19 protein-coding genes are annotated in these 24,745 nt (G+C 72.1%); 6 read left to right on the top strand and 13 right to left on the bottom strand.

Annotation, left to right across the window (positions count from 1 at the left end; all coding sequences use genetic code 11):
- Positions 1–90 precede the first annotated feature (90 nt).
- From lipA to OYE22_RS25795, 3 genes are all read left to right on the top strand, one after another.
- On the top strand, positions 91–1,041 hold the full coding sequence (gene lipA / locus OYE22_RS25805; protein ID WP_187061246.1) for a lipoyl synthase: 951 nt from the start codon (positions 91–93) through the stop codon (positions 1,039–1,041).
- 257 nt (positions 1,042–1,298) lie between these two features.
- Complete coding sequence (locus OYE22_RS25800) at positions 1,299–1,520, top strand: hypothetical protein (protein ID WP_277322620.1); 222 nt, start codon at positions 1,299–1,301, stop codon at positions 1,518–1,520.
- Between the two features lie 10 nt (positions 1,521–1,530).
- Positions 1,531–2,211 (top strand): DUF4191 domain-containing protein, encoded by a 681-nt coding sequence (locus tag OYE22_RS25795; RefSeq protein ID WP_277322619.1) that lies wholly within the window; start codon positions 1,531–1,533, stop codon positions 2,209–2,211.
- A gap of 388 nt (positions 2,212–2,599) precedes the next feature.
- Here the strand turns inward: OYE22_RS25795 and OYE22_RS25790 are convergent, their stop codons facing one another.
- Positions 2,600–3,067 (bottom strand): RDD family protein, encoded by a 468-nt coding sequence (locus tag OYE22_RS25790; protein WP_277322618.1) that lies wholly within the window; start codon positions 3,065–3,067, stop codon positions 2,600–2,602.
- A gap of 257 nt (positions 3,068–3,324) precedes the next feature.
- Between OYE22_RS25790 and glnA the strand changes: the two genes are divergently transcribed.
- On the top strand, positions 3,325–4,734 hold the full coding sequence (glnA, locus tag OYE22_RS25785; RefSeq protein WP_277322617.1) for a type I glutamate--ammonia ligase: 1,410 nt from the start codon (positions 3,325–3,327) through the stop codon (positions 4,732–4,734).
- Between the two features lie 259 nt (positions 4,735–4,993).
- Here glnA and OYE22_RS25780 read toward each other — a convergent pair whose 3' ends face one another.
- Positions 4,994–5,527 (bottom strand): toll/interleukin-1 receptor domain-containing protein, encoded by a 534-nt coding sequence (locus OYE22_RS25780; protein WP_277322616.1) that lies wholly within the window; start codon positions 5,525–5,527, stop codon positions 4,994–4,996.
- A gap of 386 nt (positions 5,528–5,913) precedes the next feature.
- On the opposite strand from OYE22_RS25780, the gene OYE22_RS25775 reads away from it, so the two are divergent.
- Positions 5,914–6,330 (top strand): hypothetical protein, encoded by a 417-nt coding sequence (locus OYE22_RS25775; RefSeq protein WP_277322615.1) that lies wholly within the window; start codon positions 5,914–5,916, stop codon positions 6,328–6,330.
- Between the two features lie 247 nt (positions 6,331–6,577).
- Here OYE22_RS25775 and OYE22_RS25770 read toward each other — a convergent pair whose 3' ends face one another.
- From OYE22_RS25770 to OYE22_RS25750, 5 genes are all read right to left on the bottom strand, one after another.
- Positions 6,578–7,606, bottom strand: a complete 1,029-nt coding sequence (locus tag OYE22_RS25770) for a DUF5954 family protein (protein ID WP_277322614.1) — start codon at positions 7,604–7,606, stop codon at positions 6,578–6,580.
- A 333-nt stretch (positions 7,607–7,939) separates the two neighbouring features.
- Positions 7,940–10,090, bottom strand: coding sequence for a glycosyltransferase family 4 protein (locus OYE22_RS25765; RefSeq protein ID WP_277322613.1), 2,151 nt, complete (start codon positions 10,088–10,090; stop codon positions 7,940–7,942).
- A gap of 421 nt (positions 10,091–10,511) precedes the next feature.
- Complete coding sequence (locus tag OYE22_RS25760) at positions 10,512–12,476, bottom strand: choline/carnitine O-acyltransferase (protein WP_277322612.1); 1,965 nt, start codon at positions 12,474–12,476, stop codon at positions 10,512–10,514.
- 342 nt (positions 12,477–12,818) lie between these two features.
- A complete protein-coding gene (locus OYE22_RS25755) occupies positions 12,819–13,682 on the bottom strand; it encodes an arpA protein (protein ID WP_277322611.1) in 864 nt (287 codons plus the stop codon).
- A gap of 420 nt (positions 13,683–14,102) precedes the next feature.
- Positions 14,103–14,387, bottom strand: a complete 285-nt coding sequence (locus tag OYE22_RS25750; RefSeq protein ID WP_176161264.1) for a hypothetical protein — start codon at positions 14,385–14,387, stop codon at positions 14,103–14,105.
- 130 nt (positions 14,388–14,517) lie between these two features.
- Between OYE22_RS25750 and OYE22_RS25745 the strand changes: the two genes are divergently transcribed.
- Positions 14,518–14,886 carry an arsenate reductase family protein gene (locus tag OYE22_RS25745; RefSeq protein ID WP_277322610.1) on the top strand — a complete coding sequence of 123 codons (369 nt, stop codon included), beginning with the start codon at positions 14,518–14,520 and terminating at the stop codon, positions 14,884–14,886.
- Between the two features lie 208 nt (positions 14,887–15,094).
- On the opposite strand, the gene OYE22_RS25740 is transcribed toward OYE22_RS25745, so the two are convergent.
- From OYE22_RS25740 to OYE22_RS25715, 6 genes are all read right to left on the bottom strand, one after another.
- The gene (locus OYE22_RS25740; RefSeq protein WP_277322609.1) at positions 15,095–15,673 is read right to left on the bottom strand and encodes a DJ-1/PfpI family protein; all 579 of its coding nucleotides are present in this window, start codon (positions 15,671–15,673) and stop codon (positions 15,095–15,097) included.
- Positions 15,674–16,307: 634 nt separating this feature from the next.
- A complete protein-coding gene (locus OYE22_RS25735; protein WP_277322608.1) occupies positions 16,308–17,213 on the bottom strand; it encodes an ABC transporter ATP-binding protein in 906 nt (301 codons plus the stop codon).
- 175 nt (positions 17,214–17,388) lie between these two features.
- Positions 17,389–18,354 (bottom strand): iron ABC transporter permease, encoded by a 966-nt coding sequence (locus OYE22_RS25730; RefSeq protein ID WP_277324321.1) that lies wholly within the window; start codon positions 18,352–18,354, stop codon positions 17,389–17,391.
- A 269-nt stretch (positions 18,355–18,623) separates the two neighbouring features.
- Positions 18,624–19,676, bottom strand: a complete 1,053-nt coding sequence (locus OYE22_RS25725) for an ABC transporter substrate-binding protein (RefSeq protein WP_277322607.1) — start codon at positions 19,674–19,676, stop codon at positions 18,624–18,626.
- A gap of 73 nt (positions 19,677–19,749) precedes the next feature.
- Positions 19,750–24,492: a non-ribosomal peptide synthetase gene (locus OYE22_RS25720; RefSeq protein WP_277322606.1), complete on the bottom strand. Its 4,743-nt coding sequence runs from the start codon at positions 24,490–24,492 to the stop codon at positions 19,750–19,752.
- Positions 24,479–24,736: a phosphopantetheine-binding protein gene (locus OYE22_RS25715; protein WP_176161270.1), complete on the bottom strand. Its 258-nt coding sequence runs from the start codon at positions 24,734–24,736 to the stop codon at positions 24,479–24,481. Before OYE22_RS25715 ends, OYE22_RS25720 begins: the two co-directional genes overlap by 14 nt.
- Positions 24,737–24,745: the final 9 nt, after the last annotated feature.

Here is a 24,745-nt window from a genome sequence, read left to right as displayed (position 1 = left end):
GGTCTCGACAGAAGAGCACGCGATATACGGGCGTACCCTGGTGTTCGCCGAAGATTCGAAAGCCGCGCCAAGCGAAGTGGAGTGCCGGACGTGTCCGCAGTCGCACCCGATGGACGCAAGATGTTGCGCCTGGAGGTCCGGAACAGCCAGACCCCCATCGAGCGCAAGCCCGAGTGGATCAAGACCCGGGCGAAGATGGGTCCCGAGTACAACCAGTTGCAGAAGCTGGTCAAGACCGAGGGCCTGCACACGGTGTGCCAGGAGGCTGGCTGTCCCAACATCTTCGAGTGCTGGGAGGACCGCGAGGCGACGTTCCTGATCGGCGGCGACCAGTGCACCCGGCGCTGTGACTTCTGCCAGATCGACACCGGCAAGCCGCAGGCGCTCGACCGCGACGAGCCCCGCCGGGTCGCGGAGTCCGTACAGCAGATGGAGCTGCGCTACGCCACCATCACCGGCGTCGCCCGCGACGACCTGGAGGACGGCGGCGCCTGGCTGTACGCGGAGACCGTGCGCCAGATCCACGCGGCGATGCCGGACACCGGCGTCGAACTCCTCATCCCGGACTTCAACGCCGAGCCCGCCGCCCTCGCCGAGGTCTTCTCCTCCCGGCCCGAGGTGCTCGCCCACAACGTCGAGACGGTGCCCCGCATCTTCCGGCGCATCCGCCCCGGCTTCCGCTACGAGCGCTCTCTTGAGGTCATCACCAAGGCCCGCGAGGCCGGCCTGGTCACCAAGTCCAACCTGATCCTGGGCATGGGCGAGGAGCGCGCGGAGATCAGCGAGGCGCTGCACGACCTGTACGAGGCGGGCTGCGAGCTGATCACCATCACGCAGTACCTGCGCCCCACCCCCCGCCACCACCCCGTCGAGCGCTGGGTGAAGCCGCAGGAGTTCGTGGAGCTGCAGGAGGAGGCGGAGGAGATCGGCTACGCCGGCGTCATGTCGGGCCCGCTGGTCCGCTCCTCCTACCGCGCGGGCCGGCTCTACCAGCAGGCCATCGAGCGGCGTAACGCGGCGGTCCCCGCCAAGACCGCCTGATCCCACCGGTCAGACGAGGCACCGCCGCCTCGCCCCCGGCCGTGAGCACCTTCGGCACGCCCCGCGCGGCCCGCACCACCCGCGACACCGCGCGGTCCGTGCGGGCCGCGCCGGCGTTCGCCGGGGCTCGGCACGTAACCCAGGTTTGACCGCGCCGTCACCCCCGGCTCACGCCGGAGGGCGACCATGGAGACGTAGCGACACCCCGGCACAGCCCATCCACGCGTACCCGCGATTCGCCCGAGGAGACCGCCACCATGCCGGCCGCGCCCGCCCGCCCCGCCACCCGCCCCTCCGTGCGCCCGTCCGTCGCCGTGGCCCTGCGCGCGATCGAGGGCCTGCTGCTCGGTGCCGGGCAGCGCACCGCGCGCCGCAACGCGTGGACGGCGGTCCTGGAGGACCGGCGTCGCGCCAAGGCCCGTCACGAGGCCGAACACGTGCTGGAGGCCGTGGCGACCCGCACGCCGCAGGCGACGTAAACTGCGGTACATGGCGAGGAAGGAAACATCCGAGAACCCCGGGCGGCTGAAACAGATCGCCCTGACCTACAAGATGACCAAGAAGGTCGACTCGAAGGTCGGTCTTGTCGTCGCGGCTGTGGGCATCATCACGTTCGGTGTCTTCCTCGCGATCGGCCTGTGGATCGACCATCCGATCCTGTTGGGCATCCTGGGCTTCGTGCTGGCCTTCCTCGCGATGGCCATCATCTTCGGCCGACGGGCGGAGCGCGCGGCCTTCGGGCAGATGGAGGGCCAGCCGGGCGCGGCGGCCGCCGTACTGGAGAACGTGGGCCGTGGCTGGTCGGTGACGCCGGCCGTGGCCATGAACCGCAACCAGGACGTCATCCACCGCGCCGTCGGCAAGGCCGGCATCGTGCTGGTCGCCGAGGGCAACCCGAACCGGCTGCGGTCGATGCTGGCGGCCGAGAAGAAGCGCATGGCCCGCATCGTGGCCGACGTGCCGGTGCACGACGTGATGGTCGGCAACGGCGAGGGCGAGGTTCCGATCAGCAAGCTCCGGACCAAGCTGCTGAAGCTGCCGCGGGTGCTCCCCGGCGCGCAGGTCACCGCGGTCAACGACCGCCTCAGGGCGCTCGGTGACCTGATGAGCAACATGCCGATCCCCAAGGGCCCCATGCCGAAGAACCTGCGCATGCCGAAGGGTCGCTAGTCCCCCACCACCGGCGCGGCGCGCCCCAGAGCCTCCCACGAAGGGCGGCCCGAACATCTCCGTTCGGGCCGCCCTTCGTGCGTACGGGCGCGTACGCGGCGCCCTGAGCGCGGGCCCGCGTGCGCCCGCCGTCACGCCCGCCGTACGACAGCGAAACGCGCCCCCGGCGGGCCGATGAGGCCGTCAGGGGCGCGCGAGCGGAGCGAGGCGAACGGGCCGCGCGCCGGTCCCGTGGGGCCGTACGCGGACACGGGCGCGCGGGCGCGGCAGGACTCCGTAGCCGCGCCGGTACGCGAAGTCTGGCGGGCGGCAACGGTCAACCCGTAGGGGGCCACGGGTGCCGCGCCGGACCTCAAGGACCGGGCGCCGGGCGCCGGCGCCGCGCGAACTACAGGCGGACCTGGACGGCGCCCGCGGCCCGGTCGTGCAGGCCACGGGAGTCGCGGTCCCAGATGACGGCCGGGACGACCAGGCTGAGCAGGACGCAGCGCAGCAGGGTACGCGGCAGCGAGAGCCGGTTGCCGCTCAGGTCGACGACGCGGATGCGCAGCAGCATCTTGCCCGGCGTGCAGCCCAGCGTGCCCACGGTGAGCAGGGACATCACCAGGAAGACGGGCAGCGCCCAGTTCCCGGCCGACGCCGCGTCGCGGTCGGCGATCAGCCCGTACGCGATGAGGAGACACAGCCCCCAGTCGACGAGGAGGGCGAGCATGCGCCGGCCGGGCGGGGCGACGGCGCCCCGTCCGTCGCGGGGCAGGCCGAGCCGTTCACCCCGGTAGCCGAAGTCGACGCCCATCTCCTCGGCCGCCGCGCGGGGCCCGGAGAGCCACGAGCCAATTACTTGCCTGTTATCCACCCCACCACGGTACTGCGGTGACGCCCCGTTCCGGCCCCTCGGGGGCCGGGAACGGCCCGCCGAGGGGCGGTGGCCGGCCACGGGTGGCGCGCGGGGCACGCGTTCCGACCCCGCGTACCGGTTAACCTGAGCGAAACAAATGGGTCATGCTCGGGAAATCCCGGCTACCTATGGTCGGGCCCGGCGCCACCGCCACCGCACAGGTCAGCGCTATCGAAGCAACCCCGACCGCTCCCGGCCGGGCTAGGAGGAGTGGGATGTTCCAGAACGGCGACGACGCCAAGAAGTTCATCGCGGATGAGGACGTCAAGTTCGTGGACGTCCGCTTCTGCGACCTGCCTGGCGTGATGCAGCACTTCACCATCCCGGCGGCGGTGTTCGACCCCTCCGAAGAGCTCGCCTTCGACGGTTCCTCGATCCGCGGCTTCCAGGCGATCCACGAGTCCGACATGGCGCTGCGCGCGGACCTGAGCACGGCGCGCGTCGACCCGTTCCGCCGGGACAAGACGCTCAACATCAACTTCTTCATCCACGACCCGATCACGGGCGAGCAGTACAGCCGCGACCCGCGCAACATCGCCAAGAAGGCCGAGGCGTACCTGGCCTCCACCGGCATCGCGGACACCGCGTTCTTCGGCCCCGAGGCCGAGTTCTACGTCTTCGACAACGTGCGCTTCAACACCACCGCGAACGAGTCCTTCTACCACATCGACTCCGAGGCCGGCGCCTGGAACACCGGCGCGGTGGAGAACAACCGCGGCTACAAGGTGCGCTACAAGGGCGGCTACTTCCCGGCCCCGCCGGTGGACCACTTCGCCGACCTGCGCGCTGAGATCTCCCTTGAGCTGGAGCGGGCCGGCCTCCAGGTCGAGCGCCAGCACCACGAGGTCGGCACCGCCGGCCAGGCCGAGATCAACTACAAGTTCAACACGCTGCTGGCCGCGGCCGACGACCTGATGCTCTTCAAGTACATCGTGAAGAACGTCGCCTGGCGCAACGGCAAGACCGCCACCTTCATGCCCAAGCCGATCTTCGGCGACAACGGCTCCGGCATGCACGTCCACCAGTCGCTGTGGACGGGCGGCGAGCCCCTCTTCTACGACGAGCAGGGTTACGCGGGCCTCTCGGACACCGCCCGCTACTACATCGGCGGCATCCTCAAGCACGCCCCGTCGCTGCTGGCCTTCACCAACCCGACGGTGAACTCCTACCACCGCCTGGTCCCCGGCTTCGAGGCCCCGGTCAACCTGGTCTACTCGCAGCGCAACCGCTCCGCCGCCATGCGCATCCCGATCACGGGCTCCAACCCGAAGGCCAAGCGCGTCGAGTTCCGCGCCCCGGACCCGTCCTCCAACCCGTACCTGGCGTTCTCGGCGCTCCTCCTCGCGGGCCTGGACGGCGTGAAGAACAAGATCGAGCCGGCCGAGCCGATCGACAAGGACCTCTACGAGCTGGCCCCCGAGGAGCACGCGGGCGTCCCCCAGGTCCCCACCTCCCTGCCGGCCGTCCTGGACGCCCTCGAGGCCGACAACGAGTACCTGCAACAGGGCGGCGTCTTCACGGCGGACCTGATCGAGACCTGGATCGACTACAAGCGCACCCAGGAAATCGCCCCGATCCAGCTCCGGCCGCACCCGCACGAGTTCGAGCTGTACTTCGACCTGTAAGTCGACCTGAGGACAGTGGGGCTGGAGCGCGCTGGCCCGGGGCACAGGAGGTTGCACCGGACGTCTGCCGCCTAGCCCAGCCTCATCTCATTCGCAACTGAGGACCGTCTTCTCCGCAAGGGAAGGCGGTCCTCAGCCGTGTGCTTCTCAGGGCTGGGTGCCGTCTCTCAAGGTGACCAGTCGACATCCAAGGAAGGGGGTCTGGTGCCGAACGAGGCGGTCCGAGTACGGGAGGCCGTCGTAGCTCGCAGTGGCAACTTCATCGAAGCAACGCGTCAACTGCCTTACCGAGCAAGCCCTTGCGGCGCGACTCTTCTCCGCGAACACTTTGGATGTGCGGACACACCTTAACAAGCTGCTCTGCAATGAAATTAACATCCTGTCGAATGTTTCGATAGTCGAACCTCAAATATTGCAGTCTCGACATCTCGTTAGGCACTTCAAGCGAGCCCTCTGCACTCAAGCGTTCAACCCCAGAAAGCAGTATGGGGATTACCTTCTTCTCGTATCTGAACGCCTCCCCAAGCTCCCGCAGGACCCAGCCGCTCCCATCGACCCCCTCGTCGAATTGGCGCTTCATACTCGCTGCCCATCCTTCATCTATGACTGCAAGCATGACTTCACACTCGGCCACAGCTCGAAGAATGGCGTCCGCGTAGTCCGATCCCGGACAGATCGACCTGGCGGCACGGAAGACCTGTCCTTCGCCGAAACGTCTGATCAATAAATCATCAAGCAGAGCCGCTGCGTAAGCTCCGCCTTCTTGACGGTAATTAAGAAAGATCAATGTCAACGCATCCCACTTTCCACGCTATCGATGCGACTACCTTTCCATGAACTCCCCACATTGATCACACCTCTGCCCTAGGATAGCCGGCCAGCGGAAACGTGTTAGGCCAGCAAGGAGCCGCACGTCATCAATCGTGCGCTTGTGGCGACGGGAGGACAGGCCCAGTGGCTGGAACTCACGACGGGAGTCGACCGCGACAAGGCAAGAGCAGATACAAAATATCACTCGAAAAACAAGGCAGCACCGGAGGGCCGCTACCTGAAGCCGACTTACTAGACCTGACGAAATGGCACATCGACAGATACGACCGACTGCGCTCGTCCACGTCAACCCGCGCTTCTGCCTTACTCAGCGCTAATTCAATATTGGCAACTGGTGCACTGATCCTCGTGAACTATCACCTGCAAACCAGCAGGGGCTCATGGTCTCTGTGGGGCGAAATCTGCTTCGGAGCGCTGACCACTCTGACGCTAGCACTCATTCTGCGAAGCTTATGGGGCTGCATCAACGCTATCGCAACGCGCAAGACCATCCGCGTGCTGCACGCCGCCGAGATCCCATCGAGGTTTCTGTTCAATTGGGGGGACACTCTCAAGTCTGTTGACGACCAGAGCAGCTTTGCGAGGGAAATATGCGAACTCAGCTTAGATGCAGCTCTGGGCCACGCCGTGGCTGAGCTCTGGACGGACATCCTGCAGCACGCACAACGGCATCAGCATCTCCGATCCGCGATCAGCACCTTCCAGTACTGCGTTATAGCTCTGCTGGGGCTCGCTTCCTTCACGTTCACTGCGGCGCTGATGTGACGCGCGCCTGAACGAGGGTGCCTACTAACTGATTCACGACGACCGGCCACAATCGTCAACGGGTCATCATGACGTACACCCCAGATTGAACTCCCGGTTTCTCTGTGCTGACCTCAGCGAGGGATGGGCCGCTTTCGCCGAAGATCGGCTGCTCGGCAGAGCTTGATCGAGTTGGTCGCCTGGGAGCCTGATGCTGCGGAAGACCCGTAGACCCAGCACTTCGTCACTAGATCGTTGAAGTCAGCACTCAGTCGTCGTGGTCATGGTCGTGATGGATGTCGCCGTTCTCGTCCATGGTCGGGTGGAGCTTCATGGGGCCGTATCCGTCGACGTCGGTGCGGCGCGGGGGCTCCGGGCCGTCCGGGCCGCAGCGGACGAGGCGTTCAATGCGGCAGATGCGGTAGTGGCGGTCGCCCACGCACACGTCGTTGGCGTCGCCGGCGGCCTTGAACTTCTCGGCCGCTTCGGCGTACGCGGCCTTCTGCCGCTCGTCGAACTCGTAGAGCACGGGCCAGAAGTCGATCATCGCGCCGTGCAGCAGGTCCCGGGCCTCGTGCGGGGTGGCCATCATGGCGCCGTGCGGCTCCCAGCCGCTCTCGTTGCCTTCGGCCACGCGGAAGCCGACGGGCAGCAGCGCGATGTCCGGGTAGGCGGCGGCCGCCCGCTCGGAGTCCTCGCGTACGGCGGCCGGGTAGCGGGAGCCGGTGTAGGCGAAGTCGCGCATGCCCAGCTTCGTGGCACCCGCGATCAGGCCGTCGTCCTGGCCTGGATCGATGGCGAAGTCCACGTCAGGCGAGGGCTCTCTGCTGGGCACGCCCCAGGCCCGGTCGACCGGCTCCCGGTCGGTGGGGCGGGGCGGCTCAAGCCCGTCCTCCCCGCTGCGCGCGAACTCGTCCCCCCGTACGACCCGGTAACGCACACCGAGGGCTTCGATCTCGTTGACCGGTTCACGTTCGAGAACGGCCACGGCGGCCAGCAGTTCGCGCCGTACCGCGGGGTCGTCGGTGTCGTCCTTGGCCTTGAACCACAGGTGCGAGTTCAGCGCGTCCCGGGCCTGCTGGGGCATCCCGTCCACGACCGGTGACAGCACCCGCCAGCGCGCCCCGCGGGCGGGGTCCTGCGCGGCGATCCCGAAGACGGGTCCCCGCAGGGCCGGGTTCGGGTAACGCCGCGAGGCGGTCACCGCGTCGGCCTCCGTCACCCATGCGACCGGGTCGTCCCGGCGGACCAGCGCTGCGTGGAGGGCGTCGAGCTGTCGCTTCCAGTCATCAACCATGCGCACATTGTGAGCGACGCGGGTCGGGGGTAGGGGCGAATCCCTCCAAGTGGCCGAGGGGCGGCCGAGGTTGGGGCATGGTGGGTCGGATGGGGGTGTGCCCAAGTGCACCCGGGATTGTCCTGCCGACCTGGTCATGGCAGAACGCGCGGCGGAATGGCCGGCGGGAGGCGGGGCGGGCGGTCGCAGCCTTGGAGTGCGTCGGGGCGCGGCGGCCGACGCAAGCCCCCCTCGCCCGCCACGCGAGCACGTCGGGGTGTGAGCGTGCGAGGCCGGCCCGCCCCGGGCGCTGGCGGGCACTCGCGGCGCCGACCATGCCCGGCGCCAGCGCCCCTACTCCCCCTCCTCCGCCTCGTCCCGAACACTCAGCGCCAGGTTGTTGGTCGCCGTGAAGAAGGGCTTGACGCGGGTGGTGCCGCGGGTGGGGTGGTCGTGGTGGGCGGGGGGTGCGTAGTCGGTCTTCTTGCGGTCGACGATGTCGCCGGTGATGCGGCCCACCGGGACGGGGGGTCGGCCCGGGGTGCGGACGGTGAGGTCCCACAGGTCGTGTTCCACGGAGCGGCGGCGCAGGGCCTCCGCGTAGGGGAGGGTGAAGCTGAAGCGGCCCTCGCCCAGGTCCGTGACGGGGACGTCGAAGTCGTACGCGGAGTCCTCGCGGGCCGCGGCGTGCACGGTGGCCGAGGCCAGGGGGAGGTCGGTGGGGGCCAGGACGCGGGCGGTGAGGGTGGCCGCGTCGTGGTCGACGGCGACCCTGGTGACCTCGGCGTGGGCCGGGCGCCGCCAGCTCCGGAGGGCGAGGAAGCCGTCGGTGGTGGCGTACGGCACCCAGGGGGCGAGGCCGTCGGCGTCGCGGGCGGGCGGTTCGCCGATCAGGCGGGCGGTCTCGGCGATGGCGGCGGTCAGGCGGGTGCGGTTGTGGGTGTCGCGCGGGGCGACGTAACAGTCCCAGCGGCCCTCGGCGAGCGCGTGTTCGCGGTGGCTCAGCAGCACGCCGGCCTCGCCGTCGGGGACCGGGACGCGGATCTCCCGGCGTTGCGGGTCGCGGCGCAGCCGGGCGACGAAGTCGAGGGGGCCCGGCGGGAGGTCGGCCAGCCGGATGGTGATGTCGCCGTTCGCGCTCGACCGGGCGAAGGCCACGGTGCGCGGCGCCTCGGGTGCCGCGCCCTGGGCCGCGGCGTCGCCGGCCGGCTCCGGCGTCGCCTCGTCGCCGCGCAGCGCGGCCCGCATCCGCCGCAGCAGGCCGGGGCGCGCGGTCTTGCGCTCGGGCGCGCGGTCGGTGTTCTGGCCGCGCGCGGTTTCCTGGCCACGGGCCGGGGTGCGCCCCTTACCGAGGGTGGTGAAGAGTTCCTCGTAGCGGCGCCCGATGACGTCGGGGGCGAACGTGGCCGCCTTGGCGAGCGCGCCCTCGCCCAGCTTGCGGCGCAGCGCGTCGTCCGACATCAGCGAGCGCAGGGCGGCGGCGTAGGCGGAGACGTCCGTGCCGGTGGCCGGGGCGAGGGGGACGAGCAGGCCGTCCTGGCCGTCGCTGATGATCTCGGCGGGGCCGTGCGGGCAGTCGGTGGCGATGACCGGGACGCCGCAGTGCATGGCCTCCACGATGGTCATGCCGAAGGACTCCATGTCCGAGGAGACCGCGGCCAGCGCGCCCTTGGCCCACTCGGTCTCGATCGGCGACACGGCGCCCATCAGGAACACCCGGTCGTACAGGCCCAGTTGGTCGATGAGCCGGCGCAGCTTGGCCTTCTCGGGGCCGCGGCCGTAGACCCGTAGCGTCCAGTCGGGGAACTCGTCGGCGACCGCGGCGAACGCGTTGACCAGCCGGTCGTAGCGCTTGACGGCGACCAGCCGGCCGGCGGAGACGATGACCCGGGTGGCCAGGTTGGAGGGCTCTACCTGCGCCTTCGGCACGCCGTTGGGGATGGCCAGGATGGTGGTGGTGACGTCCGGGAGGGCCGCGCGGTACTGGGCGGCGTCGGCCTCGGAGACGGTCACGAAGGCGTCGAGGTCGCTCAGGGCGGTGTTCTGATCGGTGCGCAGTTGGTCGCTGTGCGCGTCGAGCGAGAGGTGCTCCTGGCCGATGCGCACCTGGTGGGGCTTGCCGTAACGGGCGAGGTAGCCGTTGAGGATGGGGCGGGTGGCGATCACCACGTCGGCGTCGGTCCGGGCCAGGAAGCCGGCGATGCGCTCGTCGTGCAGCGCGGTGTAGTGCAGCCGGCCGAAGTCGACGCCCTTGTCGGGGAACATCGTGTTGGGCCGCTTCGTCAGCTCGTGCTCGCCCTCGTAACCGGGGCTGTCCTCGCGCATGTCGATCAGGGAGCTGAGCCGCACCCCGGCGCCGTAGGTGAGCTGCGGCTCGTCGGCGACCCGGTGCACGCTGACGACCTCGACGTCGTGTCGGGCCGCCAGCGCGGTGGACAGGTTCACCGTCGAGCGGATGGTCCCCCCGATGCCGTACGCGTTGTGGATCAGGAAAACGATCTTCACTGTGGGGCTCCCACCGCTTCTGTCGTCACGGCCCGTCCGTGAGGTCGTGGACTGTTGGACCCCTGGCCCCGTCCGGCCAGGGAAAGCCCCTCGTCCAGGGGTTTCGAACCGCTGGAGTTCGCAACCGCCGAAGGGCACGAGCATGATCGAATACGTGGTATTCCGGGAGCAAAATTAACCCAAAGCTGGTTCGCCCGTCATCTCGCGGCTGAATTGCCCGCTCCCACCGTCGCACGCCCCCGCTCGGGCGCGGCGCGCGGGGCCGCGCGCCGGGCACGCGAGTGCGGCGCGCGAGCCGGGCCGCACGCGAGGCGGCCCGCCCCCCGGGTGGGGAGCGGGCCGGTCCCGGGCGCGGTGGCGCGGGGGTTGGGGCCGGTCAGGGCTGGGCGCTCGGCCGGCTCGCTCCGGCGCGGCCAGCGGCTCACTCCGGCTCGGCCAGCAGGTCGCGCATCTCGTCGACCGCCCCGCGCAACTCGGCGGCGAAGGCATGCATCTGGTCGGCCACCGGGCGCGGGGTGCTCAGGTAGACGTGGAAGCGGTCCGGGAGCAGGACGTAGGCGACGCCGATGCAACGAGGGCTGGTGGAGCCGAAGCCGAAGTACTGGATGTGGGCCGAGGGCGCGGAACTCGTACTCAGGTAGTCGTCCCGCATGACCAACCACCCCGGGCTACGGTAGAGCGCGGGCTGCTCGGGGACGCCGAGTTCCGCGCCGCGGCGGCGCTGGATCAGCTCCAGCTCCCACAGGTGCTGCTCGGGCGCCTGGCCGAGCTGGCACTCCCTGGCCCGGGTCACGTGCGTCTCGGCGGCCGAGCGCAGCGCGGCACGGCGGGTGGCGGCGTCGGCCGCCGGGTCCTCCATGGCCGCCACGAACCGCTGGATCCGCGGGGTCACCACGCGCATCGCCTCGGTGCGCCCGCGCCGGTACTGGCGGGTGGCGATCGACTCGTACGTGGCGCCGAGCCGGCCCTTGGCGCGCTGGTGCGCGAGTTGGTAGGCGAGCTGTACGAACGCGTCCGGCGAGACGCGCAGCGACTTGGCGTGCCGGGCGCCGAAGTCGTCGAAGGAGACGGTGCGGGTGGCGGTGGCCGCGCCGTACTCCGCGAAGGCGTCGGCGGCCGAGCGCACCCGGGCCCGCAGCGCCGCGTCCAGCTCGAAGTGGATCGGGCGGGGCGTGGGCGCGCCCTGGGTGCGCGCGCCGGCGCGCAGGGCGTGTTCGGACGCCGGGGTGCCGAGGACGGCGTCCACGAAGCTGAGGATGGTCGTGCCGTCCAGCTCGCAGTGTTCGACGTTGACGCCCGCCCGGCCGTCGGCGAAGACGATCAGCGACAGGGCCTTGTCGAACCAGCGGTTGCCCCGGTCGCCGTAGAGGAGTTCGTCGCAGGCGCGCTGGGTGTCCGCGGGCGCGAAGTCCTCGAGACAGAGGCAGAACAGCGCGGTCTCGACCTCGTCCAGGGCCGCCGCGTTGCCCGGGTGGCAGGCGAGCAGGGCGTCCCGGGCCGCGGCCCATTCCGCGCGGGCCATGGTGGTCAGGTGGCCCACGGACGTGTCGGGCGCGGGCGGCTCGGCGCCGGCGGCCAGCACGGAGCGCAGCCCGGCCGTCAGGTCGGCCAGGCTGTGCGGGGTCCCGTCCGGGCCGATGACGTCGAGGCGGAACATGTGGCCTCGGTGGAAGACCACGATGTGCCGGGCCCGCGACGGGCCGGGCCACCGCGCGGTGTACGGGGCGCGGACGGTGTCCTGTTCGAGGCCGGGGATGCGGGTGGTGGAGAAGAGGTACTTGTTCTGTTCCATCGACTGCGGCTGACCGCGCTGCACGAGCGGCGGCACCCGCTCCTGGTCGAGCAGCCGCTTGTAGTGCACGGCCCCGGCGATGAGCCCGGCGGCCCGCTCCACCTGCGGCTGGACGGGGTCCCGCACCTCGCTGTCCCGGACACCCTGGACACCCTGGTCGCCCTGGTCGCCCTCGACACCCTCGACACCTTCGACATCCTGGAAGAGAAAGAAGAAGTTGGCGTTGAGCGCGATCCGGTCGCGTCGCCCCAGGTAGCGGTAGGGCCAGAAGGTGTCGAGCCAACTGTGCACTCCCTCGCTCGCGTCGTACTCCGCGAGCGCCGCCTGCAGGGTCCGGCCCACGCCCCCCTCCGCCGCGAACGCCGCCACCTCGGCTTCCGTCGCCGCGCGTTCCTCGTCGGTCAGCAGCGGCGCGCACCAGGCGAGGAACCGCTCGCAACTCTCCTCAAGCGTGGGCAGCGGGACGCGCGGGAGCACGTCCTCGTGCGCGAAGGTGGGCGCGCTGGCCGGGTCGGGGCCCGGCGCGGCGGCGCCCTGGGCGCCTGCCGCCCCTCGGCCGGTCGGGGTGGGGTCCGTTTCCTGGCTGGTGTGCATGGGGCTGCTTCCTTCGGGCGCTGTGGGCGGTACGGAGGGCGGCGGCCGGGCCGCTTCCGCTGACCGCCCGGACGGGCGGCGCGGGCGGACGGCTCCGGTGGGGCTGGTCGGGGTGCGGGCTGAGGCGGGAACGGGCGTGCGCGGGACGGGGCGGTCTGGGTGCGGCGAGGGTACGGCGGGGGACCCGGTTGCAGCCAACAGCGGTTGTGTACAGGCGAGTTGAGGCCGGGACCCGGCACCCATCGGTCGGTGCGGTGGGGCGAGGTGGGGCCTACCGTACGGGCCACGGATCGGCCGGCGCGCTCCGCTGGCCGGGCGACGGGGTACGGCGGGGCGCGGCGGCTAGTCGAGGAGGCTGTCGCCGCGTACGGCGTCGGCCGCCAGGTGCGCGGGCAGCACCCGGCCGAAGAGTTGGCGGGTGCGGGCCACGCTGCCGACGACGCCGGGGCGCTGGCTGTAGGCGAAGATCGCGGAGTGGCGGGCGACGGAGCCGCGCACCGGGCTCACCCGGTGCAGGGCGTAGCGGCCGGCGAAGAGTTGGAGGTCGCCGGTGCCGGGTGACAGGCGCCTGATGAGCCGCTCGCCCCGGCCGGCGAGCACGTCCCGCACGTCGTCGAAGTTCTCCGACCGGGCCGACCTGATGTGCGGGCAGAACTCGAAGACGCCGCCGTCCCGGGGCGCCTGGGTGAGCATGCTCACGGTGAACTCGTTGGTGTCGAAGTGCCACGGGTGGCCCCTGCCCGCCTCCACGACGTTGAGCACCAACCCGGAGAGCGGGTCGGCGAGTTCGTACAGCTCGGGCAGCGCGAAGCAGCGGGCGACGAAGCGCTGGAACGCCCGGTGCGCGTAGAGCTGGCTGATGAGGGCCTGGGCCGGGATGTGGTCCCGGGCGACGAACGCGTTGCCGCGCTCGAAGAGCGTGCGGCCGGGGTGGTCGGGCGGCAGGTCGGCCGTCTCGGCGATGTTGTAGACGTTGACCGTCTCGACGTCGGCGTACGCCCGGGGCGCGAGCGCCGCGCACTCCTGGCGCAGGGTTTCGTGCAGCTCGGGGCGGACGAAGTCGGGCAGCACCGTGCAGCCGAGCGAGGCCAGCTCGCGCCGCGCCCGGTCCACCACGGACCGCCCGACGGGCCCCGCGAGGTCCAGCAGGGGGTATCGCGCCGTGTTGACCACCTGATCGAGCGACGTCGCTTCCGCAGTGCCCATGAGGGTCCTCTCCAGGTACGGGTCGGCCGTTGCGAGGCGGCGACGAACGCGGCGAACCGACGCGCGCCCGGCCCCGCCCCGAGGCGCCCCGCGGCGTCCGGGCGTGACCCGACGGGCCCCGGGTCCACCGCCTCAGCGGCAGCAACTCTACTGGCGAGTAACGCAGTTGGTGACGGTCACGGCGATGCCTTTGTCTGTGACACGCCACACGCCACACGCCACCGGGCGCGGTGGGGCGCCGTGCCGGCGTCGCTCGCCCAGGGGCCGCCCGGGGGTGCCGTGACCCCGGCACCGGCACTGTCGGCGCCGCCGCCGATGGCACCCTGCCCCGCCCCCACCGTTCGCACACCGCGCGTCGACCGCACGCACCACCGCCCCGCGGCCGAGGCCGCGGGGCGGTGGGTTGGTCCGTCGCGTCGGTCAGTCGTCGTAGTGGATGAGCGAGCGCACCATGCGGCAGGTGGTGTCGGACGGCGGGTGCACGCCGATCCGGGCCGCGGTGGTGCGTATCTTGCGGTTGGACGCCTGCTCTGGGCGGTACACCCCGGCGTGCAGCAGGGCGATCGCCAGGCGCATGGCCTTCAGGCGGCGGTGGTGCGACTCGTACCACTCGCGCGGGTGCCCGGCTGGCACCCGCTTCTTCGGCAGCGTCGGGAAACTCGGCAGGTCCGGCAGGTACGGAAGAGGTGTTGCGGCAACGGCCATCGGCGTCCTCCAGATCGGTCGTTCGCCCTCTCTCTTACTCCCTTATTTTACGTCAGGGCACTGACAATCGCCCCAGGCCAGACGGGGTTTGACCGGGCTGGAGCGGGCGCGAGGGGGTACCGTGGCGGGCATGGAGATCTGGATCAACCCGGCCTGTTCCAAGTGCCGTAGCGCGCTCACCCTGCTGGACGCGGAGGGCGCCGACTACACCGTCCGCCGCTACCTCGACGACGTCCCGAGCCAGGACGAGATCCGGGCCGTGCTGGAGCGGCTGGGCCTCGAACCGTGGGACATCGCGCGCACCCAGGAGGCCGCGGCCAAGGAGCTGGGGCTGCGGGAGTGGCCGCGCGACGCCGACGCGCGCGAGCGCTGGATCGCGGCGCTCGCCGAGCACCCCAAGCTGATCCAGCGGCCGATCATCACGGCGGACGACGGTTCGGCTGTGGTGGGGCGTACGGACGAGGCGGTGCGCGAGGCCGTCGCCCGCTCCCGGGGCTGAGCCCGCCGGCCGGGTCGCGGCGCCGGTGGCCCCACTCGCGGACGCGCGCCACGGGTGGGGCCGCCGCCCCCGGCCGGTGGCGTGCTCGGCCGGGGGCGGTGGTGCGGTGTGGTGTCGGGTGGTGCGTGGGGCCGGGGCGTACGGCGCCGGGTGGTGCATGGGGCCGGGGCGCACGGCAGCCGGCTCCGGTTGGCGCGGTACGGCCCGGTCAGGCGGCGTGCTGGTACTGGATGCCCTGCCGTACGGTCTCCGCGGCCTCGGGGCTGTCCATGCGGCCGACCAGGTGCAGCGCCATGTCTATGCCGGCCGAGACGCCGGCGCTGGTGACGACGGTGCCGTTGTCGACGAAGCGTTCCTCGACGCGGACGTCGACCGAGGTGTCGATGTCGGCGAAGAACTGGCCGTAGCGCCAGTGCGTGGTGGCGGGCTGGCCGGCCAGCAGGCCGGCGGCGGCGAAGACCAGGGAGCCGGTGCACACGCTGGCCAACAGGGTTCCCTCGCCGTGGAGTTGACGCAGCCACTTGAGGTGGTGCTCGTCCTCCTGGAGGACGTTGGTGCCGTCACCGCCGGGGTGGACCAGTAAGTCCAGCCGCGGGGCGTGCTCCACGTCGTAGTCCATCGTGAGGCCGAGCCCCTTGGAGCAGCGGACGACTCCGGCCTCGCGGCCGATCGCGAAGATCCGGACGGGGAACGAGGCGACGTGGTGGGCCCAGTAGCCGAGGACCTCCCAGGGTCCCACGGCGTCGAGTTCCTCGACTTCCTCGAAGAACAGCACTCCGACGTTCACGGGCGTGACGGTGTTCATGGAGAGTGACCAGCTTTCGTGATGTGGGGGACGGTAGGGGGTGCAGATGGTGCGAATGGTGCGTTTGTGGTGCGATGCGAGCGCACGAGGGCGCACGCGGGCCGGGGACCGGCCAGGGGTGAGGGCTCGCGGCAGACGAACACCACGGGCGGGGCATCACCCGGGTGGTGCGATGGTGCGGGCCTAGCGATGGAGCCGTGGGACAGGTGCCGTGTGCGGTGGGACGTTCCGCGCACAGCGGGGCACGAGCCGAGCAGCACCGCGCGGTGGGGCAGTGGAGCATGAACCGAGCGGCGGGTGCCGGTGTGCCGATGTGCTGGTGGTACGCCGCGACCGGCCGGGTTCGCGCGTGGGGACGCGCGAGGCGACCGGGCCACGGGCGCGCTCGTACGCGGGGCACGGGCGCGCGTTCGGGGGTGGAGCGGGGACGTACGGGCGGTGCGGTGGTGCGGGTGGTGCCGGTGGATCTAGTGGTGCGGTCACGGTGGTCGTACGGCCCGGGGGTCGGGCGGCCTGGCCTTCGGGCAGGTCGGGCGCTCGTACGTGCCGTGCGGGTCGGGCGGTCGTACGGGGCGGGCCGGCGGGACGGTGGGTGGTCGCTCCGCGGGGCGGGGCGTCAGCCCGGTACCGGGGCCTGAGCCTCGTGTTCGGTGGGGGTCAGGGGCGCGGGGTGGGTCGGGGTGAGCGGCGCCGGGGGCGTGCGGTCGGTGGGTTCGGCCGTCGCGGCCGGGTCCGGCGTCGCGTCGTGGATGGCCAGCGGGTCGGCGCCGTAGGTGATGCGGATGACGCCGTCGGCGTGCCGTTCCGCCACGGCCCGCACGCCGAAGACCTCGCGCAGGATGTCGGGGGTCAGCACGTCGAGCACCTTGCCGGCCGCCGCCACCACGCCCTCGCTCAGCACCACGAGGTGGTCGCAGAGCCGGGCGGCGAGGTCGAGGTCGTGCAGCACGGCCAGGGTCGTGGTGCCGGTGCCACGGATCAGGTCGAGCAGTTCGAAGCGGGCGCGGATGTCGAGGTGGTTGGTCAGCTCGTCGAGCACCAGCAACTTCGGCTTCTGCGCCAACGCCCTTGCCAGCAGCACCCGTTGGCGTTCGCCGCCGGAGAGGGACGCGAAGTCCCGCTCCGCCAGCGGACGGGCTCCGCAGGCGTCCATGGCCTCCGCCACGGCGCGGTGGTCCTCGGCGCCGTCCCGGCCGAGCAGCCCGTGGTGGGGGGTGCGACCGAGTGCGACGATCTCCTGGACGCACAGGCCCACCGCGTTGCTGTTGCTGTCCTGCAGGACGGCGGCGGTGCGCCGGGCGGCGGTGCGGGCGGGCAGTTTCCACACGTCGTCGCCGGCCACCCGCACCACGCCCTGGGACGGGCGCAGCGAGCGGTAGACGGCGCGCAGCAGCGTGGACTTGCCGCTGCCGTTGGGGCCGATGAGGCCCACGATGTCGCCCTGGGCGGCGTCGAGGCTGACGTCGCGCAGGATGGGTTGGTGGTCGAGGGTGACGTGGAGCCCGTCCACGGTGAGCTTCATGTCGTCACGCTCCTCATGCCGTTCGTACGGTTCACGCTGTTCATGCGGTGTCCAAGCTGGTGGCTCCCGGTCTCCGGGGCCCGTACCTCGCGCCGCTGCGCGGCGGTCGGCCGGGCCGGGGTCTGGGGCGCGTACGCCAGGGGCAGGCGGGCGGCCCGGGATCGCATCACGCTACTCACGAGGCATCAAGCGTCTTGTTGCGACGCAGCAGCCACAGGAAGAAGGGTGCCCCGAAAAGCGCCGTAAGGATGCCGAGCGGCAACTCATTTGGCCGGTTAACGGTGCGCGACAACAGATCGACAACGACGAGATAGATGGCCCCGACGACCGCGGCCAGCGGCAGCAGCCTGCGGTGATCCGCGCCCACGGCCAGCCGTACCAGATGGGGAATCATCAGGCCAACGAAACCGATGCCGCCGGCGACGGCGATCACGGTGCCGGTGAGCAACGAGGACAGCACGAGCAGCGCGCCCCGCAGCCGGTGCACGTCCACGCCGAGCGCGGTGGCCGACTCGTCGCCGGCCAGCAGCGCGTTGAGCTGGCGGCCGAACAGGGCCAGGAAGACCGTGCTGGTCACGACCACGGTGCTGACCAGGCCGAGCTGGTCCCACTTGGCGCCCGCGACGCTGCCCAGCATCCAGAACATCACCGAGCGCAACTCGGTGGGCGTGGCCTGGAGTTGGAGGTAGCTGGTGCCGGCGAGGAAGAGGTAGCCGACGGCCACGCCGGAGAGCACGAGGCGGGTGGGGGCGAGCCGGCCCCTGGTCAGGCCGAGCACGAAGACCAGTGCCACGGCGACCATCGCGCCGGCGAAGGCCGCGGCCGAGACGCCGAGCCCGCCCAGCGCGCCGCCGGCCATGGTGATGACCATGACGGCGCCCAGCGAGGCGCCGGAGGAGACGCCGAGGACGTACGGGTCGGCGAGCGGGTTGGCCACCACGGCCTGGAGGACCACGCCGGAGACCGCGAGGCCGGCGCCGACCAGGGCGGCGAGCACCACGCGCGGGGTGCGGAAGTTCCAGACGATCTGGTCCAGGGCGGGGTCCGCGGTGGCGCCCGCGCCGGTGAGGTGGTGCCAGACGATGCGCCACACGTCGACGACCGGGATGGTGACCGAGCCGATGCTGATGGCCACCATCATCGTGCCGGCGAGCACCGCGAGCAGGCCGACGAGCAGCGGCCCGGTGGGTACGTTGAGGATGCGCGGCCCCTTGACCCGGCGCGGCGTGCGGCGCTTGGCCGACGGGGTGGGCCCGGGCCTGGTGTCGGTCGCGGTGTCGGTCGCGCCACGGGCGGCGAGGGCGCGCGGCAGGGCGCCGGCCAGCGAGCGGGCGGCCCGGCCCGGCGGGGCGCTCGCGGCTTTCGCGTGCGGTGTCCGGGGCGGGTAGGGCTCCTCCGCTGCCTGCGCGCTCACCGCTCCCCCAGCGCCTCGGGGTGCAGCATCTCGCCGATCTTCGTCACGGCCAGGTCGTTGCTGGGCCCCAGGTAGGCCGAGTCGGAGAGGGTGACGTACCGGTTGTTCTTGGCGGCGGGCCACTGCGGGAAGTCCCGCAGCAGCTTGCGGGCGAAGGCCGCCGGGTTCTTGTCCTGGTAGCCGATGACCACCAGCGCGTCCACGGGCTCGGCCGCGACCTTCTCCTTGCTGAGGTCGGCGAAGGTGTTCTTGGTGACCGTGGCGAAGGCGTTGGTGCCGCCGGCCTTGTTCAGGAGGTCGTTCCAGATCCCGTTGGCCGCGACGGAGCTGAAGTCGTTGGCGCCCATCGACATGTTGGAGAAGACCACCATGACGCGGGGCTGCTTGCCGCCCTTGGCCTGGATCCTGCGGGAGACGTCGGCGATCTTCCGCTTCGAGTCGGCGATCAGCTTCTCCGCGCGCTCCTCGACCTGGAAGATCTTGCCCAGGTCGCGCAGGAGTTGGTAGCTGTCCTCGATGGTCATCTTCGAGGTGTCCTCGTCGCAGCCCTGCGGCGAGACGTAGCTGTTGGCCGCGACGGAGGCCAGGTCGTCCCGGGTGGCGAAGCCGTTGCCCGAGGAGAAACCGTACGCGGTGGTGGAGAGCACCAGGTCGGGCCGCAGGCCCAGCATCGCCTCGCGCGGGATGTCGAAGGCGTCGTTGGGCTTGACGCCGCCGTCGGGCAGCTTCGCGATGGCCTCGGCGCGACCCTTCACCTCGGAGGCACCGTACGACTGCTGGTTGGCCACGACGCGGTCGCCGAGGCCGAGCGCGAGCAGCGCGGAGACCTCGGCGACGGAGGCGCCGTTCATGACGACGACGCGGCTGGGCGCCTTGGTGTACGTGGTGCTGCGCCCGCAGTTCTTCAGCGTGACGGGGTAGCCGGCGCCGGAGCGTTCGCCCTTGGCGGCGTTCTCGGTCGTGGCGGACGTCGAACTTCCGCCGCAGGCCGCTGTGACCAGGCAGAGCGCTCCGGCCAGCACCGCCATGGCGGGCCGTTTCCTATGCATGCGGGCTCCTCGGGGGTGGGTCGGACTCCGCCTCAGTAGTCGTGGCGGAGTCCGGCCCAGTTCCCGGGATGCCCTAACCCGCCGTGACGGGTTCCGGCCGATCACCTCCCGTGGGGCGGGGCAGGCTGCCGGTTTTCACGCAATGGTCCAGGTATCGGAAGACCAGCGACCGGTCGATGGTCGGGCAGGTGATGCCGGTGTCGGCCAGGCCGCGCAGCACGTTGTCCGCGCGGATGTGGCCGAGCCTCAGCTCCGGCTCGGCCGCCGCCGCTTCGGGTGCGGCGCCGGCGCTGTCGCCGCCCCGCGCGCCGTTCGCGTCGGAGCCGGCGTCCGCGTCGCCCGGGCCGTCGAAGGTGTCGAAGAAGGCGAGCGTCGTGGTGGCCACGTCCGCCGCGCGCGGCAGCTCCGCGCGCCACTGGGCCAGCGGCATCCGGCGCACCCGGTAGCCGTAGGCGGTGATCCAGTCGTACAGGTCGTCCAGCCTCAGTTGCGGCGCCGGCGCGTGGTTGAACACGACGTCGGTGCCGGACTCGTGGCGCAGGGCGAGCCGGACGACGGCGCGGGCGACGTAGTCCACCGGCGTCCACACCTCGGCCTCGAAGAGGTCGGGCACGATGCCGGCCGGGATGCCGGCGCGCAGCACGCTCCAGACGAAGTCGCGGTCGTTGACGAAGCCGGTGTCGGGGGCGCCGACGACCCGGCCGAGCCGGTGCAGGGTGACCGGAAGGCCACGCTCCGCCGCCTGCTCCAGGAGCCGTTCGGAGGCCCACTTGCTCTGCTGGTAGCCGTAGATGAGACCGGGGTGCGGCGGCAGGAACGCCTCGGGCACCTCGGGGCTGCGGCTGTACGGCGGGGCCGTGGAGAGCGTGGAGACCAGGTGGAACGGGATGCTCCGGCCGGCCGCCAGGCGCAGCAGCTCCCGGGTGGACTCCGTGTTGGCCCCGCGCAGGCTGGAGTACTCGCGCATGATGCTGACGGTCGCGGCGTTGTGGAAGATCGCGTCGCAGCTCGCGGCGAGTTCGGCCAGCCGCTCCGGGGACAGGCCCAGGTGCGGGCGGCCCAGGTCGGCCGGCTCGGCGACGATGCGCCGGGCGGCCTCGCCGACGGCGAGTTGCTGCTCGTCCAGCGCCTGCCGCAGCCGGGCGGTGGCCTGCTCGCGGTCGGCCGCCCGTACCAGGCAGACGACCTCGGCGTCCGTGCTGGTCAGCAACTCGGCCAGCAGGTGGGCGCCGACGAAGCCGGTGGCGCCGGTGAGCAGCACCTGACGCGGCGGCGCCGTCGGGTCGACCCGGGTTCCGGAGCCCGGCGCGATGTCGGCCTCCAGCTCCGCGTCGCGCGCCACGGCGGCGACGGCGGCCGGCAGTCCGTTCTCGGCCACCTCCGTCGCGTCGGCGGCCGGCGTGCCGGTCGCCGGGGCGGCGGCCGGCCCCGCGTCAGTCCGCGTGGCCGCGTCGTCCGGGCCCGCCTGCTGGGCGAGGTGGGCCGCGAGGTCGGCGGCCGTCGGGTACTGGAACAGCCAGGCCACCTTGACCTCGCGGGCCAGTTCCACGCCGAGCCGGTTGGCGACCTGGATGGCCTGGAGCGACTGGGCGCCGAGGTCGAAGAAGTCGTCGCCCGGGGCGATGTGGTCGGCGCCCAGGACCTGGGCCCAGACCCCGGTGATGGCCGCTTCCAGCGCGTTGGCCGGGGCGGCGTCCGGAGCGGCGCCCGGGGCGGCGTCGGTCTCCTGGTCGGCGGCGGGGGCCGGGGCGTCGAGTGCGGCCAGCGCCTTGCGGTCGATCTTGCCGGAGCCGGTCAGCGGGAGCCGCTCGTGGAAGGTGAGCGCGGAGGGGATCATCGCGGCGGGCAGCACGGCCCGCAGCGCCTCGCGTACCTCGGTGGCCTGCGGCGCGGTGCCGTCGGCGACCAGGTGGGCGACGAGCCGGCGGGTGCCGTCGGGCAGGATCTGCCCGATCACCGCGGCCTCGCGCAGACCCGGCTGGCGCAGCAGCGCCGCCTCCACCTCGGTGGGGTGCACCCGGTGTCCGCTGATCTTGAACTCGCCGTCGACCCGGCCGACGAACCGCAGCAGCCCGTCGTCGGCGAGCCGTACCAGGTCGCCGGTGCGGTAGGCGCGGGGCGCGCCCGGCAGGTCGGACAGCGGGGCGAACCGTTCGGCGTCCGCGGTGCGCGCGCCACGGTAGCCGCGTGCCAACGCGTCGCCGACCAGGTGCAGTTCACCGATCGTGCCGCCCTCGCCCGTGCCTGCGGCGGTCCCCTGGTCCGTCTCCCCGTCCACCGGGACGAGGACCGCCCGGGTGCCGGGCAGCGGGCGGCCGATGGGCACGTCGCCCGCGGCCAGTTCGGGGTCGTGCAGGTCGGCGACGGTGGCGACGACGGTGGCCTCGGTCGGCCCGTAGGTGTTGAACAGGCGCACCGAGGACCCGACCGCGCGCCGCCAGCCGTCCACCCGTTCGGGCACGGCGGCCTCGCCGCCGATGATGACGGTACGTACCGACGCGGGCAGCGTGGCGGAGCCGGTGGCGAGCGCGTACGCGACCTCGTGCCAGTACGCCGTGGGCAGGTCGAGGACGCTGACGCGCAGCCGTTCGCAGGCGCCGGTCAGGGTGGCGACGGACTCGGTCATCTCGTCGGTGCGCACGACCAGCGTGGCCCCGGCGCACAGGGTCAGGAAGATCTCCTCGACGCTGGCGTCGAAGTGCAGCGGCGCGAACTGCATGACCCGGTCGTCCGCGCCCAGCTCGTAGCGCTGGGTGGCGCCGGCGACGAAGTGGGCCAGCGCGCCGTGCCCGATCTCCACGCCCTTGGGCTCGCCGGTGGAGCCCGAGGTGTAGATGACGTACGCCAACGCGTCGGAGGCGGCCCGCTCGGCGGCGACGCGGTCGGCGCGCTGGGCGGCGGTCGCCGGCTCCGGGTCGGCCGCGGCGTCCAGGAGGAGCACGGGAACGGTGCCCGTGTCGCCCGGCAGCGCCACGGCGAGCCCGGCCGAACCGCCGGCGCCCGCGCCGCCGCCGGGCAGCTTGGCCACGTGGTTGGCGGTGGTGAGCACGGCCGCGGCGTCGGCGGCGGCCAGCAGGGCGGTGGTACGGGTCGCGGGCGCGCCGAGGTCGATCGGACAGTAGGCGGCGCCCGCGTAGAGCGTGCCGAGGATGGCGGTGACGGCGTCGACGCCGCGCGGCAGGGCGACGGCCACGAGCGCGCCACGGCCGAGCCCCTGCGCGGTGAGCCGCTCGGCGAGCCGGCGCGCCGAGGCGTCCAGTTCGGCGTAGCTCACGCGCTGGTCGCCGTGTTCGACGGCGGTGGCGTCGCCCCGGGTGGCGACCCGCTCGGCGATCTGGTCGAGCACGGGGCGGGCCGGCGCGCGCAGCGGGCCGCCGTCCACGACGGGCCACTCGGCCGCCGCGCCGGCGTCGGTCGGGCCGGCCTCGGTGGTGGCCGGCGCGGGGCGCTCGGCGGGCGCACCGGCGAGCTGCGAGAGCGGGCGGTGGGGCTCGGCGAGCGCGGCGCGCAGCAGCGCGAGCAGCCCGCGCTGGTGGGTGGCCAGGTCGTTCGCGTCGTACAGGTCGGGGTTGGCGTCGAAGGCGAAGCGCAGGCCGGCGCCCTCGGCCCGGTCGTAGACGTTGACGGACAGGTCGTCGACGGGGCCGGCGGAGACGTTGTGCACGGTGCTGGCGTGGCCGGCGAAGCGCAGGTCGTACTCGAAGGGCATGATGTTGACGCCGGGGCCCGAGAGGCGTCGCTTGCCGCCGACCAGCTTGAGGTCGCGCCGCAGGTGCTCGTAGCGGTAGCGCTGGTGGGGCAGGCCGGCGCGCAGTTCGGCGGCCACCCGTGGGGCGAGGTCGGCGAGGCTGTCGCCCGGGCCGGAGGCCACCCGCAGCGGCAACACGTTGCGCACCATGCACGGCACGCGCAGCGACACCGAGCCCAGCCGGCCCATGACGGGCACGCTCAGCACGGCCTCGGGGGCGCCGCTGACCTGCTGGATGTAGCGGGCGGTGACCGCGAGCAGCACGTCCGACCAGGTGACGGAGAGTTCGTCGGCCCGCTGGCGCAGCGTGCTCACCTCGGCCGGGGCCAGGTCGGTGATCTGCCGCCGGAAGGTGCGGGCGGGCAGCGCGGAGTCGTCGGTGAGGCTGGGCACCGAGGGCCGGTCGGCGTACCGCTTGGCCCAGTACGCGCCGTCCTTGTCGCGCCGTGGGCTGCTCTGGTACGCGTGCTCCTCGTCGCGCACGGACCGCAGGGTGCCGAAGCCGCTGTCGCCGGTGGGGCGGCCGGCGACCAGCGCGGTGTACACGTCGGCGACGCGGCGGGCGACGAGCGAGAGCCCGAAGCCGTCGAGCGCGATGTGGTGGACGCGGTGGTACCACCAGTACTCGTTCTCCGCGACGCGGAACAGGGCGTGTCCGAAGACCGGTTCGCGCTCCAGGTCGACCGGGCGCGCCATGTCGCGGGCCATCCAGGCCAGCGCGGCGGCGCGCGGGGCGGCCTCCGGGGTCAGGTCGGCCACGTGCGGCTGCCAGTCGGTGACGTCCGCGGTGACCTGCCAGAGCTTGCCGTCCTGGGCGGTGAAGCGCACGCCGAGCGCCTCGGTCTCGGCGACCACCTGGCGCAGCGCGGCGACGAAGACCTCGGTGTCGACGGGGCCGGCGATGCACACGTACTCGGCCGTGTTGAACGCGGGGCTGTCCAGGTCGAGTTGCTGACCGGTCCAGATGCCCTCCTGCGCGGCGAGCAGCGGGTGCCGCTCCCCCGCGCCGTCCGCGCCGGGGCCGGCGGGGGTCGCGGTGCCGCTCTGGGTGCCGTCAGGCTTCGGCATGTTCGACTCCCGCCTGGCGTTCGGCGATCAGGTCCCACCACTGGGCGAACGACGTGCGCTCGGCCAGCTCCACGAAGCTGACCTCGGCGCCGGCCGAGCGCCAGCGTTCGGCCAGGGTGACGATGCGCAGCGAGTCCAGGCCCGCGTACAGGGGGTTCTCGTCGAGGTCTACTTCATCCGGCTGCTGGTGCAGCACCTCCGCGAGGTCGGCGCGGAAGGTCGCCAGCGTCAAGGGCTCAGACATGTCGTTCTC

The organism is Streptomyces sp. 71268 (assembly GCF_029392895.1).
Classification (GTDB): Bacteria; Actinomycetota; Actinomycetes; order Streptomycetales; family Streptomycetaceae; genus Streptomyces.
This window is presented reverse-complemented; position numbering and strand designations above follow the sequence as displayed.

What these genes read in the sequence shown, in the direction of transcription:
- OYE22_RS25800 (WP_277322620.1), top strand. Translation starts at nt 1,299, where the DNA reads ATGCCGGCCGCGCCCGCCCGCCCCGCCACCCGCCCCTCCGTGCGCCCG.
- OYE22_RS25795 (WP_277322619.1), top strand. Translation starts at nt 1,531, where the DNA reads ATGGCGAGGAAGGAAACATCCGAGAACCCCGGGCGGCTGAAACAGATC.
- glnA (WP_277322617.1), top strand. Translation starts at nt 3,325, where the DNA reads ATGTTCCAGAACGGCGACGACGCCAAGAAGTTCATCGCGGATGAGGAC.
- OYE22_RS25770 (WP_277322614.1), bottom strand. Translation starts at nt 7,606, where the DNA reads ATGGTTGATGACTGGAAGCGACAGCTCGACGCCCTCCACGCAGCGCTG.
- OYE22_RS25760 (WP_277322612.1), bottom strand. Translation starts at nt 12,476, where the DNA reads ATGCACACCAGCCAGGAAACGGACCCCACCCCGACCGGCCGAGGGGCG.
- OYE22_RS25755 (WP_277322611.1), bottom strand. Translation starts at nt 13,682, where the DNA reads ATGGGCACTGCGGAAGCGACGTCGCTCGATCAGGTGGTCAACACGGCG.
- OYE22_RS25750 (WP_176161264.1), bottom strand. Translation starts at nt 14,387, where the DNA reads ATGGCCGTTGCCGCAACACCTCTTCCGTACCTGCCGGACCTGCCGAGT.
- OYE22_RS25745 (WP_277322610.1), top strand. Translation starts at nt 14,518, where the DNA reads ATGGAGATCTGGATCAACCCGGCCTGTTCCAAGTGCCGTAGCGCGCTC.
- OYE22_RS25735 (WP_277322608.1), bottom strand. Translation starts at nt 17,213, where the DNA reads ATGAAGCTCACCGTGGACGGGCTCCACGTCACCCTCGACCACCAACCC.
- OYE22_RS25730 (WP_277324321.1), bottom strand. Translation starts at nt 18,354, where the DNA reads ATGATGGTGGCCATCAGCATCGGCTCGGTCACCATCCCGGTCGTCGAC.
- OYE22_RS25725 (WP_277322607.1), bottom strand. Translation starts at nt 19,676, where the DNA reads ATGCATAGGAAACGGCCCGCCATGGCGGTGCTGGCCGGAGCGCTCTGC.
- OYE22_RS25720 (WP_277322606.1), bottom strand. Translation starts at nt 24,492, where the DNA reads ATGCCGAAGCCTGACGGCACCCAGAGCGGCACCGCGACCCCCGCCGGC.
- OYE22_RS25715 (WP_176161270.1), bottom strand. Translation starts at nt 24,736, where the DNA reads ATGTCTGAGCCCTTGACGCTGGCGACCTTCCGCGCCGACCTCGCGGAG.